Here is a 14,272-nt window from a genome sequence, read left to right on the forward strand (position 1 = left end):
AACACACACCCTCTTCAAGACCACGAACAACGCCATGAAAAACTTCTTCGCTCTCGCCTTCGCCCTGACCTTCGCCTTCGCCGCCACGACCGCTTCCGCGCAGTCCAACACGGCCACGCAGAATGTGTCCATCAACGTCGCTGAAATCGCGGTGATCGCCGTGACCGGCAACATCTCGATGACCATCAACGCGGCGACTGCCGGCCAGGCCCCGGACGCCGCCACGGCATCCAGCTCCTACAACGTGACCACGAACGGTACCGACAAGAAGATCACCGCCGAGCTCGACGCGGCCATGCCGACCGGCCTCACGCTGAACGCCACGATGGCCGCTCCCGAGGGCGCCGAGTCGGAAGGCAAGCAGGCACTCTCCGAGACGGCCGTCAACCTGGTCACCGGCATCACGCAGGTCCGTGGAACGGGTCTCTCGCTGAACTACGAAGCCGTAGCCACAGTCGACGCCGACCCGGACAGCTACACCCGCACGGTCACCTACACGATCACGAACAACTAAGATCAACTGAATGCCTGCACCGGAACGCTGCTAACGCAGGCACCAGACAGGAAGGGCGGCACCCGCGAGGGTGCCGCCCTTTTCTTTTGCGCGTCGAGCGGGTATAAAAATGTAACCTGCCAGGTTACATTTCAACCGTCCGGAATTCAGCCTGAAAACGCTTCGGAAAAGGCGGCCACCAGGTCGGCAATCAGGTCGTCCACGTGCTCGAGCCCCACGGAAATCCGGATGTCGGACACGGAAATCCCCAGGGCGGCGAAACGTTCGGGCGGGAGCTCGCGCAGATAGCTGATGGCGGGGGCATAGACCAGGCTCTCGTGTCCGCCCCACGATACGCCGAGCTGGAACAGTCGCAGCGCACCCACGAACCGCTTCATGACCGCCACGTCATCCGTATCGATCTCGAAGCCCATGAGCCCCGTGAACCCGGACATCTGGCGGCAGGCCAGGGCGTACTGGGGATGGCTCGGCAACCCGGGCCACCGCACGCGCCGGACCCGCCCGTGGGCCTCCAGGAATTCCGCAACGCGGCGGGCGCTCGTAACGTGTCGTTCCATCCGCACGGGGAAGGTGCGCAGGCTGCGCAACAGCAACCAGGAGGCAAACGGCGAAATGGCGCCTCCAATCAACTCGCCCTCCAGTGGCGCCATGGCTTCCAGATGCGTCGCCGAGCCCATGACCACTCCCGCAACCATGTCGCTGTGGCCCGCCAGGTACTTGGACACGGAGTGGACTTCGAGATCCACGCCGAGCTCCAGCGGCCGCTGGTAAAGCGGCGTGGCCCACGTGTTGTCGATGACGGTCGCAATGCCCCGCTCCCGGGCCAACGCTGTCACCGCGGCAATGTCCTGCAACGAAAACACGGCGGAGGACGGGCTTTCCAGGTAGATGAGTCGGGTGTTGTCCTGGAGCGCATCGGCGAACTCGGCGATGTCCTCGCCGCCGACGAATGTGGTCTGCAGCCCCATCTTACTGGCCAGGTAGCCCCGCAGGAGATTGTTTGCAGGTCCGTATACGTTCTTCACCACCACCACGTGATCTCCCGCATCAACAAAATGCAGGACAGCGGCTGTAATGGCAGCCATGCCACTTGCAAAGAGCCGCGCCCGCTCGGCACCCGCCAGCCGGGCCAGCTTGTGCTCCACGATCTGTGTGGTGGGGTTGGCCTGGCGCGAGTAGATGGGCGTGTTCACGCGGTCGGCGAAGGCCGCATCTATGGCATCCCACGATTCGAAGGTGAACAGCGAGGACAGGTGCATGGGCGGCACGACGGCGCCGGCCTGCGCCTGGCGATCCTCGCCGAGATGCTGGAGATCGGTATCAAGATGAGGCATGTTTTTCTATTCCGGTGATGGCGAGCAGGGCGGCCACTACCAGGTTGATGAGGGTCATGAGCTGCCACGGCCAGTAGGCGGCCCACGGAACGCCGAGCGTGGCGACCATGAACACCGCGCTGGCATGCCAGGGGACAATGCTCTCGATCATGGTGCCGTAGTCATCGATGGAACGGGACAGGACTTTCGCGGGGATGCGCAGGGTGCGGAAACGGGGGACGAACGCATCGCCGACAATGAAGCTGGTGGCGTACTGATTCGATGTCAGCGCATTGGTGAGGGCGCTGGCGCCGAGCGCGGAGAGGATGGTGGTGCTGCGCGTCCGGGCGAAGGCGAAGACGCGGTTGACCACCGTGGGCATGGCGTTGATGGTGTCGATGGCCCCGATGAAGAAGAAGATGAGGAACGCCACGAAGATGGCTTCGGACATGGAGTAGAGGCCGCCTCGGTTGACGAGTGCTGCCACGGCGGGCAGCGGCTCGGCGGCCCACGTCGCCATGTCCACCGAAAAACCCCGGTTCATGGCAATCAGGATGTCGATGACGGCATACTGCTGGAAGATGGCGGCTTCCACAGCGGCGACGATCACGCTCGAAATCAGGACGGGAATGATGGGTTTCCTCATCGCCGAGCCCACCAACACGATGACGGGCGGCAGCAGCAGCAGGATATTGAACTCGAAGAGCGTCCGGAGGCTGATCATGAAGGGGCCAATGACGTCCGCGCCGCCAACCGCCACCGTCGCGCCATGCGTGAACCCGAGCACCGTGAACGCCACGGCCGCCAGCACGGCCGACGGCAGCGTCGTCACCATCATGGATCGGATGTGGTCGTAGAGGTCGACGCCCGTGGCCAGCGCGGCCATGTTGGTGGTATCGGACAGCGGAGACAGTTTGTCGCCGAAGTACGCGCCGCCGATGATGGCGCCGGCGGCAATGCCGAGGTCCGCGTCAAGTACCCCCGTAATGCCGATCAAAACGACGCCCACCGTGCCGACCGACCCCCACGATGTACCGGTGAGCAGCGAAAACACAATCGGGACCAGGAAGCACGTCACGTAGAGGAAGGCCGGGCTGACCAGTTCAAGCCCCCAGTAGACCAGCATGGGGATCGTGCCGCTGATCATCCACGCCGCAATGATGATCCCGATGGTGAACAGGATGAAAAAGGCCGGCAGGGCGGACGCCAGTTTCCGGACCACGGACGCCTGGATATCCGCGTACGGCACGCCGATGACCACCAGATGCCCGACGGCGAAGGCCGCTGCCAGCACGAACAGGATCTCCAGGGGCGCCGAAGGCAATCCGAACGCCAGCGGTCCCACGATGAGCCCGAGCACGATGAGCACCGTCAGGACCAGAATGGGGAGCAGGGCGTGGATGAATTTCAGCGGGTACCTCTTCGGGTTGGGCGGGCAGGAAAATAAACGTCTGCCCCCAAATGGGCGAATCGGAACTTGCACAACCCGCCCCATTTCAACTCCCGTGGCCACCGGCCGATAACACCCCCAATGCATACCATTCTCATCATAGACGACGACGAGCCGATCCTGTCCACGTTCGGGTTCACGCTGGAAAATGCCGGATATGAAGCCCTGACGGCGAGCGGAGGGGCGGAAGGCCTGGAATTGGCCCACAACAATGTACCGGATGTCATCCTGTGCGACGTGAACATGCCGGGCATGAACGGCTGGGAAGTCCTGAGGGCGGTGCGTGCCGAACCCACGACGGCTCATATCCAGTTCGTGCTCATGACCGGGAATACGCGCGACATCCAGCCTCGGACGGGCATGGAGGTGGGCGCGGACGATTTCCTCGTCAAGCCGTTCGGGCAAAAAGAGCTGCTGAAAACGGTCGAGGCGCGCCTGCACCGGGCGGAAGTGCACCGGAAGCTGGCCCAGGATGCCGCCAAATCCGTCCGGACCAACCTGCGCTCCACGCTGCCACACGAGTTCTTCACGCCGCTCGCCGGTATCCTCGGTATTGTCGAGTTGCTCCGGGACAAGGATGCGCCGCTCTCCCCGGAGGACACCGAACAGTTCCTCGTCGAAATGCAGCAGGCCGGATGGCGTCTGCACCGCACGCTGAACAACTATTTCACGGCCCTGAACCTGGAGCAGACCTCGCCGGCCGAGCAGGTACTTCCGGACCTGGCGCACGAACGCCTGAAGAAGGCCGTGCAGACCGGCATTGAAGCCGCGGCCAAGCGGCATGCCCGCCAACGGGACCTGGAAATCCGGCTGGCCGACACGTCCATACAGGGCTTGGCGGCCGATGTCACGCTCATCACGGAAGAGCTCGTGGAAAACGCATGCGTGTATTCGCCACCCGGAACGCTCATTCGCGTCACGCTCGCGGCCGACGGCGTGTTGACGGTTACCGACGAGGGCCGGGGCATGTCCCGGGACCAGATCCGCGAGGTCGGGGCATTCAAGCAGTTCGACCGCAGGAAATTCGAGCAGCAGGGCCTGGGCCTCGGGCTGTTCCTGGTCCAGCGGATTGCCGGCAATGCCGGGGCGTCGTTTGAAATAGACAGTGCGCCGGACGAAGGCACGCGTGTGCATGTGGGGTTCGTTCGGGGAGGCCAGTAGATGGTCACCTCCACCCCCCTCGACGCCATGGCCGCTGAATTCCTGACCGCGCTCCGGTCGGGCGACCGTCACGGTGCCAGCAATCTCGTACTCAATGCGGTAAACACGGGTCGTGTCCCGGTGCGGGACATCTACCTGAACGTCTTCCGCACGTCGCAGTACGAAGTCGGCCGACTCTGGTCCGAAGGCGAACTCTCGGTTGCCGAGGAGCACTACTGCACGGCGGCGACGCAACTCATCATGTCGCAACTCTATCCGCACATCTTTTCCGTGGCCCGTCGCGGGAAGACCCTGGTAGCCACGAGTGTGGCCGGTGAATTGCACGAACTGCCCATCCGCATGGTGGCCGACTTTTTCGAGATGGCGGGATGGGACACCTATTACCTGGGCGCCAACACTCCGGCCCCGGACGTGGTCCGGACGGTCCGGGAGCGGAAGGCCGACGTCGTTGCCATTTCGGCCACCATGAGCAGGAACGTGAAGCGGGTCAAGGAAATGGTGGATGCGCTCCGCGCGACGCCCGGCCCCAAGGTCATGGTCGGAGGGTGGCCCTTCACGCAGGACCCGGATCTCTGGCGAAGCCTGGGCGCCGACGGATGCGCTGAAAACGCCGATAAAGCCGTTGAATTGGCCGAAAGGTGGGTCTCATGATGGACGAACTCACCCGCATAAACAACGAGTTGGCGAACCTCCAACGGGACCTCGCCAAAAAAAATGCGGAGCTTGTGTCGTTGAATGCGGACAAAAATCGTTTTCTGGGTATGGCGGCGCATGATTTACGCGGCCCCCTCGGCGTAATCCTGAGTTACAGTTCCTTCCTGGAGGATGAAGCAGGTCACCTGCTTGATGACGAACAGAAGGAATTCGTAACCACCATAAAGACCACAAGCCGCTTTATGCTGCAGTTGGTGGAAGAGCTTCTTGACGTGACCGTGATCGAGTCCGGTCACCTGGTTCTGGAGACGGAACCTGTGGACCTGTGTGCGCTGACGCACAGGATGGCACAGATGAACAGCGTGCTCGCGACCCGGAAGGATATCCGGATTGAGTGTGCCGTAGCGAACGGGGATGCCGCATCCCCTGTCGTGGTGGAAGCCGATCCCGGCAAGATCGGACAGGTGTTCACGAATCTCCTGTCGAACGCCATCAAGTTCTCGCCGCCCGGAACGAAGGTGTCTGTTGCCATTCGGGCAGACGACGACCGGGCCACCGTCCGCGTGACGGACGAAGGACCGGGCATCCCGGCGGATGAGTTGCCGAAGCTGTTCCTGGCGTTCGGTCAGACCAGCGTCCAGCCCACGGATGGAGAACCCTCCACCGGGCTTGGCTTGGCGATCGTGAAGCGTATTGTGGAAGGCCATGGGGGCCATGTACATGTGGAGAGCACCCCGGGGGTGGGATCCACATTTTCGTTCAGCCTGCCTCGCAACCAACCCCGTTGAACATGGCCCCTCTGGATGTCAGACCCCCTACATATCCTCGTTGTTGATGACAACCCCCACGCGCTGAAAGCCACGGTCCGTGTCCTGGAAAAGGCAGGCTGGACCACGGCGTCGGCCACCAACGGAAACGAGGCGCTGCGTCACATCCGCGACCTCCGCCCCCAACTCGTCCTGCTCGACGTGGTGCTTCCGGACATCGACGGCCTGGAGGTCCTGCGCCAAATACGGGCCGACGAGGCACTGAAGTACACCGCGGTGGTCTTCCTGAGCAGTCAGAAGACCGAGTCGGGCCACGCTGCGGAGGGACTGGACGTGGGCGCCGACGGATACATTGTCCAGCCCATTGACAACCATGAACTGGTTGCCCGCGTCAGGCTGCACATGCGCCAACAGGAACTGACCGAACGTCTGCGCAAGAGTGAAAGCCTCATGGCGCGTGCGCAGCGGATTGCCCAGCTGGGGAGTTGGGAGCTGGACATGGTCGCCGGCGAGCTCTCCTGGTCGGAAGAGGTATACCGGATATTCGGGCTGACACCGGATGCCTTCGGCGCCACATTCGAGGCTTTCCTCGCTACGGTCCATCCGGACGATCGGGCCATGATGCTCAAGGCGCAGGATGCCGCGCTGCACGGGGAGATCGCACTGGACATTGAACACCGGATAGTCCGGCCGGACGGTTCCATGCGCTGGGTCCATGAACTCGGAGAACTGGAACTGGACCATGCGGGCACGCCGGTGCGCCTGACCGGAACGGTCCGGGACATCACGGACCGGAAATGGTCCGAAGAGTCCGTAGCCGCCCTCGAGGCACGCCTGAGACAGGTCTCCGAGGCGCTTCCCATCCACGTGTGGACCGCCGATCCCGAGGGCGAGGTGGATTTTGCGAACAGCTCGTTCCTGACCTTCACCGGCGCAGACAAGGAAGAGGGCGACATCCAGAACTGGCAGAAATTCGTGCATCCCGACGACATGAAGACCGGCCAGATGGTCTGGGACCGGGCACATGCCGCATCGTCTTCCTACACCAACGAAATGCGTCTGCGGCACCACACCGGGGAGTACCGATGGCTGCAGGTCCATGCAAGCCCCATCCGGGACGAGGGGGGACGGATTTCGCACTGGTTCGGGACGGCCATCGACATCCACGAGACCAAGCGGCTGGAACGACGCCTGAAAACCATCCTGGAGAGCATTACCGATGCGTTCTTCACCCTGGACCGGAACTGGCGCTTCACGTACATCAACGCGGAAGCAGAGCGCCTCCTGCACCGGGAACGGGGCGAATTGCTGGGCACCATGATCTGGGACGAGTTTCCGGAAGCGGTTGGAACCGAGTCCGATATCGAGTACAACCGGGCCATGCGGGAGGGGGTGTCCAGGCATTTCATCCAGCATTATCCTCCGCTCGGCAGGTGGTTTGAGGCCAACGCATATCCGTCGGAAGAAGGGTTGGCGGTGTATTTCCGCGACATCACGAAACAGTACGAGGACGAGCAGCAACTCCGGTTGCAGCGCGCAGCACTTGAAGCCGCCGCCAACAGCATTGCCATCACGGACCGGGACGGCAGGCTCATCTGGGTGAATCCTTCGTTCGCCATGACGTATGGACTGGAAGAGGAGGACGTCACCGGACGGAAGCCCGGCGATCTCATAGGCTCGGGACTGCACGACAAGGCGTTCTTTGAGGACATGTGGGAGACCATTCTGGCCGGCAACGTGTGGAGTGGGGAAATCATAAACCGGAGAACGGATGGCTCCCTGATTAGCGAGGAAATGACCATCACCCCGGTTCGGGATGCCACCGGGGAAATCGCGCAGTTCATTGCCATCAAGCAGGACGTCACGGTGCGGCGGGAGTCGGAACGCAAGTTGCGCGAACAGGCGGCGCTGCTGGACAAGGCGACCGATGCCATCCTGGTCCGCGAACTGGATCATACCATCGTGTACTGGAATCGCAGCGCGGAAACCCTGTACGGGTGGACCGCGAAAGAAGCCATCGGACAATCCATTGAACAGCTGCTGTATTCGGATCCGACCGCGTTCCGGGCGGCAACCGAAACCACCCTGAGTGCCGGAGAATGGTCCGGGGAGTTGGACCAGATCACCCAGGACGGACGGGAAATCACGGTCCAGGGTCGCTGGACGCTCCTGCGGGACGGCGACGGGCGACCGCAGTCCATCCTGGCCATCAATACCGACATCACCGAGAAAAAGCATCTGGAGCAGCAATTCCTCCGGGCCCAGCGGATGGAAAGCATTGGAACGCTGGCCGGCGGCATTGCCCACGACTTGAACAACCTGTTGTCGCCCATCATGATGGGCGTGGATATCCTGAAGGACGGAGAATCCGATGAGCGCCGCCTTAAGGTCATTGAAAGCATGCGGCAGAGTGTGCAGCGGGGCTCACACCTGGTCCGTCAGGTCCTGTCGTTTGCCCGGGGCGTGGACGGTGCACGCGTCACGCTCTTCCTGGACCAGGTGGTGCGCGAGGTTGAGTCCATGGTCGGAACCAGTATGCCGCGGAACGTCCGGGTTACCCGCTCCACCGCCCTCGATCTGTGGCCCGTACTGGGTGACCCCACGCAGCTTAACCAGGTCGTACTGAATCTGGCGCTGAATGCAGCCGACGCCATGCCGGACGGCGGTACGGTCACCATTTCCACGGAGAATGTTGAGGTCGATGCCCAGTACGCCGTCATGAACCACGATGTCCGGCCCGGGCGTTATGTGGTCCTTGAGGTCGTGGACGAAGGCATCGGGATGACGGCGGATGTTCAGGAGCGCATATTCGAACCGTTCTTCTCCACCAAGGAGGTCGGGAAGGGGACCGGCCTGGGCCTGAGCACGGTCCTGGGCATTGTGCGCAGCCACGGCGGGTTCATGAACGTGTACAGCGAGCCTGGCAGAGGCAGTACGTTCCATGTATACCTCCCCGTGCAGGGTGACGGCACGGCCACCGAAGCACCGGATGAAGTGACCGAATCCTTCCCGCGCGGCAACGGCGAGCAGATCCTGGTCGTGGACGACGAACTCTCCATCCTGACCATCACACGCCACACGCTGGAGACGTACGGATACCGCGTCATCACGGCCGAAGACGGTGCACAGGCCATCGGGCTCTACGCCATGAACCGCCAGTCCGTTGCGCTGGTCATCACGGACATGCGCATGCCCGCCATGGACGGATCGGCCCTCATCAAGGCCGTCCGGCGCATGGATGAGACGGCAAAAATCATAGCGTCGAGCGGACTCTACGGGAGCGGAAACGTGGCGAAGGCCACCAGTGCCGGCGTCGGGCATTTCCTGGAAAAACCGTTCACGGCCGGTCGGCTGCTGACGCTGGTGAGGGAGGTACTGGATTCCGATTGATGCTGCACGCACTGAAACAGATCGGGTACGATGCGAAAGCCTGGCGGATTGCAGGCATCTATTTCGTCGTGTCTGTCCTGTGGATCTGGCTGTCCGATGCGTTCCTGGATGTCCTGTTCGATGATGCCGCATCGGTCGTGCGATGGAGCCAGTACAAGGGCTGGTTCTTCGTGCTGGCCACGTCCATTATGTTGTTCGTGCTTGTAGGAGACGCCCTGCGGCGCATCCGAATGAGTCAGGATGCCCTGCGGACCGTGGTCGGGACGGCCATGGATGCCATTGTAGCGGTCGACGCGGAGGGCATCATCCGGATATTCAATGAGACGGCCGAGCGGCTGTTCGAATGCCCGGCCGACAACGCCATCGGGAAGCCGTTCAGTGCGTTCTTCAGCAAACCGGCCGGGCACGCGAAGGCCACCCGGTATGTGGCCGAGGGCATCCGCCCGGACGGCACACGGTTTCCCGTGGAGGCGTCCATTGCCCAATCGTTCGCCGGCGATCGGCCTATCCTCACATTCATCCTGCGGGACATCAGTGAACGGCTGGCCTTCGAGCACGAAATCCGGAGGCTGAACCGCCTGCATGAGGCGCGCAGCCGGATTAATCAGGCCATGGTGATAGCGGCCGATCGGGACGAGTTTCTCCGGGAAGTGTGCAGTGTATTGGTGGACCATGGCCGTGTTGACCTTGCCTGGGTCGGCCGGAAAGCCGACGACGGAACGGTGGAACCGATTTCGGTACTGAACGGGCATACACCCTTGGTCACGTTGGAAAGCACCCGGGACCGGTACGTATGCAACGACCTCGAAGCCGAGGCGGCCATGCGGCCGTGGAGGGCGGATATCCGCGAACGGGGCTTCCGGTCCGCGGCGTTCTTTCCCATCCGGCATGCCGACACGGACTGGGGCGTGCTCAGCGTGTATTCGGCTGCATCGGGCTTTTTCCAGGAGCGGGAATTGCGCTTGTTGGAAGAAGTGGGAACGGATATTTCCTTCGCATTGGACATCATCCAGCGCACGCTGGAACGGAATGAGGCCCAGGAACTCGCCGCAGAAGAGCAACGGTTCTCGGACTCCATGATCGAGAGCATGCCGGGGATCCTGTATTTCTATGACCTCGAAGGACATCTCATGCGCTGGAACCGGAATTTCGAGACCGTTTCGGGGTACTCGGCCGAGGAACTGGCCCACATGCATCCGCTGGATTTCTTCGAGGAATCGGACAAGCAACTGCTGGCATCCCGGATAGAGCAGGTGTTCGTGAACGGATTGTCCTCCGTCGAGGCGCCGTTCCTGAGCAAGGATGGAACCAAGACGCCGTTTTTCTTCACGGGTCGGCGGGTGGTCTTCAACGACATGCCCTGCCTGGTGGGTGTGGGGATTGATATTTCCGACCGGCTGAAGATGGAGGAGGAGCTGCGGGCGCTCAATCTGTCTTTGGAGGCAAAGGTCGCCGACCGCACGGCGGAACTGCGCACGGCCCTCGTGGCGGCCGAGCAGGCGGACAACATGAAGTCGGCCTTCCTGGCTACCATGTCCCACGAATTGCGGACCCCGTTGAACTCCATCATCGGGTTCACGGGCATCCTGCTCCAGGGGTTGGCCGGCAAACTGAATGCCGAGCAGCGCAAGCAGATGGGCATGGTGCAGGCCAGCGCCCGCCATCTGCTGGAACTGATCAACGACGTACTGGATATTTCGAAGATCGAAGCCGGTCAGATTACCGTGGAGCGGGGGCCGTTCGACCTCCGGGAGCTGCTTCCGCGCGTGGTGGCCTCAGTCGAACCGATGGCGACCCGGAAGGGGCTCGACCTGCGCCTGGACATGGACGCATCCATCGGGGCAATCGAAAGCGACGAGCGCCGCGTCCGGCAAATCCTCATCAACCTGCTGAACAATGCCATCAAATTCACGGATTCGGGATTCGTGCGCGTGCATGCCCATTCCGGAGACGGTACGTTGGTGGTGGTTGTCCAGGATTCCGGCATCGGCATCAAGGCAGAGGACCTGGACACGCTGTTCAAACCGTTCCACCAGGTGGATACCGGCCTGGGTCGCCAACACGAAGGGACCGGCCTCGGCCTGGCCATCTGCCGGCGCCTGGCCGATCTGCTTGGCGGGGACATTTCGGTGCAGAGCACGTGGAACGAAGGAAGCACATTCACCCTGGAACTGCCGCTCGAATGAAGACCATCCTGCTCATAGAAGACAATGAACAGAACCGGTATCTGGCCACGTATCTGCTGGAAAAGAACGGGTACAGGGTGCACGAAGCCGTTGACGGCCCAACCGGAATCGAGATGGCCCGTGCGCTGAAGCCGGATCTCATCCTGCTGGATATCCAGTTGCCGTCCATGGACGGATACCAGGTGGCGCGCGAGTTGCGCCGGGAGGATATCCTTTCGCAGACACCGGTGGTGGCAGTCACCTCGTATGCCATGGGCGGGGACCGGGAAAAGGCCCTCGAGGCCGGGTGCACCGGTTACATTGAGAAGCCCATTGACCCGGACACGTTCGTTCAGGAATTAGCCCGGTTCCAAGTGTCATGAAGCACATCCTGATTGTCGACGACAAGGAAGACAACCTCTACATGCTGCAGGCCCTGCTGCAGGGAAGCGGGTACGAGGTCGTTACAGCCGTGCACGGTGCGGAAGCGCTCGTTAAAGCCCGGAAACGACCACCGGACCTGGTGATTTCGGACCTGCTCATGCCGGTCATGGACGGATACACGTTGCTTCGTCGATGGAAACGGGACGAGGCGCTCAAGGAGATCCCGTTCGTTGTTTACACGGCCACCTATACCGAGGACAGCGACCGGAAACTGGCCCTTGAAATGGGAGCCGATGCCTTCCTGCTGAAGCCGACGGAGCCGGAGGAGTTCATCCGGATCATCGGTGAGGTCGCGAGTCAGTCCGGTGTCCAGGAGCCGGGAACAGGAGACCCGGTTGGTGAGGGTGCATTGTTCAAGGTGTACAGTGAAAGCCTCATCCGGAAACTGGAGGAGAAATCCCTCGAACTGGAGGAGGCCAACGCGGCCCTGCAGGCCGATCTGGAGGTGCGCCGTGCGGTCGAAGCGTCGCTCCGGGAGAGCGAACAGCGGTTCCGTCAGCTGGCCGAATATATCGAGGAGGTGTTCTGGATTTCCGACCCCGACAAGGGGACCATGCACTACATTTCACCGGCGTACGAGACGATATGGGGGCGCAGCTGTGCCAGTCTGTACAAGGAGCCCCGGAACTGGATAGATGCGTTGCACCCCGACGATCGGGATCGGGTCATCCGGGCATCGAATACCAAGCAGGTCACGGGCGAGTACGACGAAACCTACCGGATTCTGCGTCCCGACGGGAGCATCCGATGGATCCGGGATCGGGCGTTTCCGATCTCCAATGAACGGGGCGTCGTGTACCGCGTGGTGGGCACGGCCACCGACATCACGGAGCAGCGGGAGGCGGAGCTTCGGATTGCCGAACAGGCCGCACTGTTGGACAAGGCCCACGATGCCATCCTGGTCCGGGACCTGGACCACCGTGTGCTGTACTGGAACAAGAGTGCCGAAACGCTCTACGGCTGGACCGCCGAGGAGGCGACGGGGCGGCCTGTGGGCGATCTCATTTACGCCGACCCAGCGGCCTTTCACGAGGCGACCCAGGCCACCCTGGCCACCGGAGAATGGTCGGGCGAAATCGAACAGGTGACCCGGTCGGGCACACGGCTGACCATCAATGCGCGCTGGACCCTGGTCCGGGACGACGACGGGGTGCCCCGGTCCATCCTCTCCATCAACATGGATGTCACGGATCGGAAGAAACTGGAACAGCAATTCCTGCGGGCGCAGCGCATGGAAAGCATTGGTACGCTGGCCGGCGGCATTGCCCATGACCTGAACAACCTGTTGGCGCCCATTGTGATGGGCGTGGACCTGCTGCGCCAGGTGGATCTGCCCCCGCGCCTGAAAGCCGTGGTGGAAAACATCGGCAAGAGCGCGCAACGTGGAACGAGCCTTGTGAAACAGGTGCTGTCCTTTGCCCGCGGCGTGGAAGGAGCCCGCGTAACCCTGCTCATGGACCATATTGTCCGGGAGGTGGAATCCATCGTGGCGACCAGTTTCCCGAAGAGCATCCACTTTGTCCGGGAGACCGATCGGGAGTTGTGGCCCATTGTGGGCGACCCCACACAGCTCAACCAGGTGGTCCTGAACCTGTGCGTGAACGCCCGCGACGCCATGCCGGAGGGCGGGACCATTGAGGTCACCACGCGCAACGTGATCATCGACGACCAGTACGCGGTCATGAATCCGGAAATCGAGGCCGGGAAATACGTGGTGGTTGAGGTCTCGGACGAAGGCACCGGCATGTCCGAGGACGTCATCAACCGGCTGTGGGAGCCGTTCTTCACGACCAAGGAAGTCGGTGAGGGGACGGGTCTCGGCCTGCCCACCGCGCTTTCCATTGTGAAAAGCCACGGCGGAACCATTACGGTCTACAGCGAGGTGGGTCGGGGCAGCGTGTTCAAGGTGTACCTTCCGGCCGCCGAAGACACGGAAGCGGGACTGGTGACGGAAGCCGGTGACGAGGAATTCATGCGCGGCAGCGGCGAACTCATCCTGTTGGTGGACGATGAAGTGTCCATCCTGTCCATCACGCGGCATACGCTGGAAACCTTCGGGTACCGGGTCATCACGGCCGACGACGGTGCCCAGGCGGTCGGCGTGTATGCGGACCACCGCAGCGAGATCGACCTGGTCCTGACCGACATGATGATGCCGGTCATGGACGGCTCGGCGCTCATAAAGGCCCTCCGCCGCATGGATCCGGAGGTCCGCATTGTGGCCGCCAGCGGGATCCATGGCAACCAGGAGGTGCTTGGAAACGGCGGTGCCCACGTCAGCTGGTTCCTGGAGAAACCCTATTCCGCCAGCGAATTGCTGCAGACGGTCGCACGGGCGCTTCGCACCGGCTGACATGTCGTTCGCAACACGGTGACGTCGACCTGCAACAGGGGTGCATCCGGGGCCACGGTGG

The 14,272-nt window shown here is 62.3% G+C and carries 10 protein-coding genes; 8 read left to right on the plus strand and 2 right to left on the minus strand.

The features are described from left to right. Positions 1-514: hypothetical protein (locus tag RIE53_02420; GenBank protein ID MEQ9103532.1), on the plus strand; the 514-nt coding region annotated here is incomplete at its 5' end. Between the two features lie 146 nt (positions 515-660). Here the strand turns inward: RIE53_02420 and RIE53_02425 are convergent. Together RIE53_02425 and RIE53_02430 are read right to left on the minus strand one after the other, a co-directional pair. After that, the gene (locus RIE53_02425) at positions 661-1,848 is read right to left on the minus strand and encodes an aminotransferase class I/II-fold pyridoxal phosphate-dependent enzyme (protein MEQ9103533.1); all 1,188 of its coding nucleotides are present in this window, start codon (positions 1,846-1,848) and stop codon (positions 661-663) included. Continuing rightward, positions 1,835-3,187 carry a Na+/H+ antiporter NhaC family protein gene (locus tag RIE53_02430; GenBank protein ID MEQ9103534.1) on the minus strand — a complete coding sequence of 451 codons (1,353 nt, stop codon included), beginning with the start codon at positions 3,185-3,187 and terminating at the stop codon, positions 1,835-1,837. The genes RIE53_02425 and RIE53_02430 overlap by 14 nt, the downstream gene beginning before the upstream one ends. A gap of 171 nt (positions 3,188-3,358) precedes the next feature. Between RIE53_02430 and RIE53_02435 the strand changes: the two genes are divergently transcribed. The 7 genes from RIE53_02435 to RIE53_02465 are packed head-to-tail and all read left to right on the plus strand — an operon-like array spanning position 3,359 to position 14,211. Further along, positions 3,359-4,438, plus strand: coding sequence for a hybrid sensor histidine kinase/response regulator (locus tag RIE53_02435; GenBank protein ID MEQ9103535.1), 1,080 nt, complete (start codon positions 3,359-3,361; stop codon positions 4,436-4,438). Between the two features lie 27 nt (positions 4,439-4,465). Next, a complete protein-coding gene (locus tag RIE53_02440) occupies positions 4,466-5,089 on the plus strand; it encodes a cobalamin-dependent protein (protein ID MEQ9103536.1) in 624 nt (207 codons plus the stop codon). Continuing rightward, positions 5,086-5,880, plus strand: a complete 795-nt coding sequence (locus RIE53_02445; GenBank protein MEQ9103537.1) for a HAMP domain-containing sensor histidine kinase — start codon at positions 5,086-5,088, stop codon at positions 5,878-5,880. Before RIE53_02440 ends, RIE53_02445 begins: the two co-directional genes overlap by 4 nt. Before the next feature lie 15 nt (positions 5,881-5,895). Then, entirely contained in the window at positions 5,896-9,249 is a 3,354-nt protein-coding gene (locus RIE53_02450) for a PAS domain S-box protein (GenBank protein ID MEQ9103538.1), read from the plus strand. Next, on the plus strand, positions 9,249-11,435 hold the full coding sequence (locus tag RIE53_02455) for a PAS domain S-box protein (GenBank protein MEQ9103539.1): 2,187 nt from the start codon (positions 9,249-9,251) through the stop codon (positions 11,433-11,435). The genes RIE53_02450 and RIE53_02455 overlap by 1 nt, the downstream gene beginning before the upstream one ends. Next, the gene (locus tag RIE53_02460) at positions 11,432-11,797 is read left to right on the plus strand and encodes a response regulator (protein ID MEQ9103540.1); all 366 of its coding nucleotides are present in this window, start codon (positions 11,432-11,434) and stop codon (positions 11,795-11,797) included. Before RIE53_02455 ends, RIE53_02460 begins: the two co-directional genes overlap by 4 nt. Beyond that, entirely contained in the window at positions 11,794-14,211 is a 2,418-nt protein-coding gene (locus RIE53_02465; protein MEQ9103541.1) for a response regulator, read from the plus strand. Before RIE53_02460 ends, RIE53_02465 begins: the two co-directional genes overlap by 4 nt. Positions 14,212-14,272 lie beyond the last annotated feature (61 nt).

It is taken from the genome of Rhodothermales bacterium (genome assembly GCA_040221055.1).
Lineage (GTDB): Bacteria > Bacteroidota > Rhodothermia > Rhodothermales > UBA10348 > 1-14-0-65-60-17.

Bases quoted from the DNA above. Each gene is read 5' to 3' on its own strand.
- RIE53_02440 (MEQ9103536.1), top strand. From the start codon at position 4,466: ATGGCCGCTGAATTCCTGACCGCGCTCCGGTCGGGCGACCGTCACGGT.
- RIE53_02460 (MEQ9103540.1), top strand. From the start codon at position 11,432: ATGAAGACCATCCTGCTCATAGAAGACAATGAACAGAACCGGTATCTG.
- RIE53_02455 (MEQ9103539.1), top strand. From the start codon at position 9,249: ATGCTGCACGCACTGAAACAGATCGGGTACGATGCGAAAGCCTGGCGG.
- RIE53_02465 (MEQ9103541.1), top strand. From the start codon at position 11,794: ATGAAGCACATCCTGATTGTCGACGACAAGGAAGACAACCTCTACATG.
- RIE53_02445 (MEQ9103537.1), top strand. From the start codon at position 5,086: ATGATGGACGAACTCACCCGCATAAACAACGAGTTGGCGAACCTCCAA.
- RIE53_02450 (MEQ9103538.1), top strand. From the start codon at position 5,896: ATGTCAGACCCCCTACATATCCTCGTTGTTGATGACAACCCCCACGCG.
- RIE53_02425 (MEQ9103533.1), bottom strand. From the start codon at position 1,848: ATGCCTCATCTTGATACCGATCTCCAGCATCTCGGCGAGGATCGCCAG.
- RIE53_02435 (MEQ9103535.1), top strand. From the start codon at position 3,359: ATGCATACCATTCTCATCATAGACGACGACGAGCCGATCCTGTCCACG.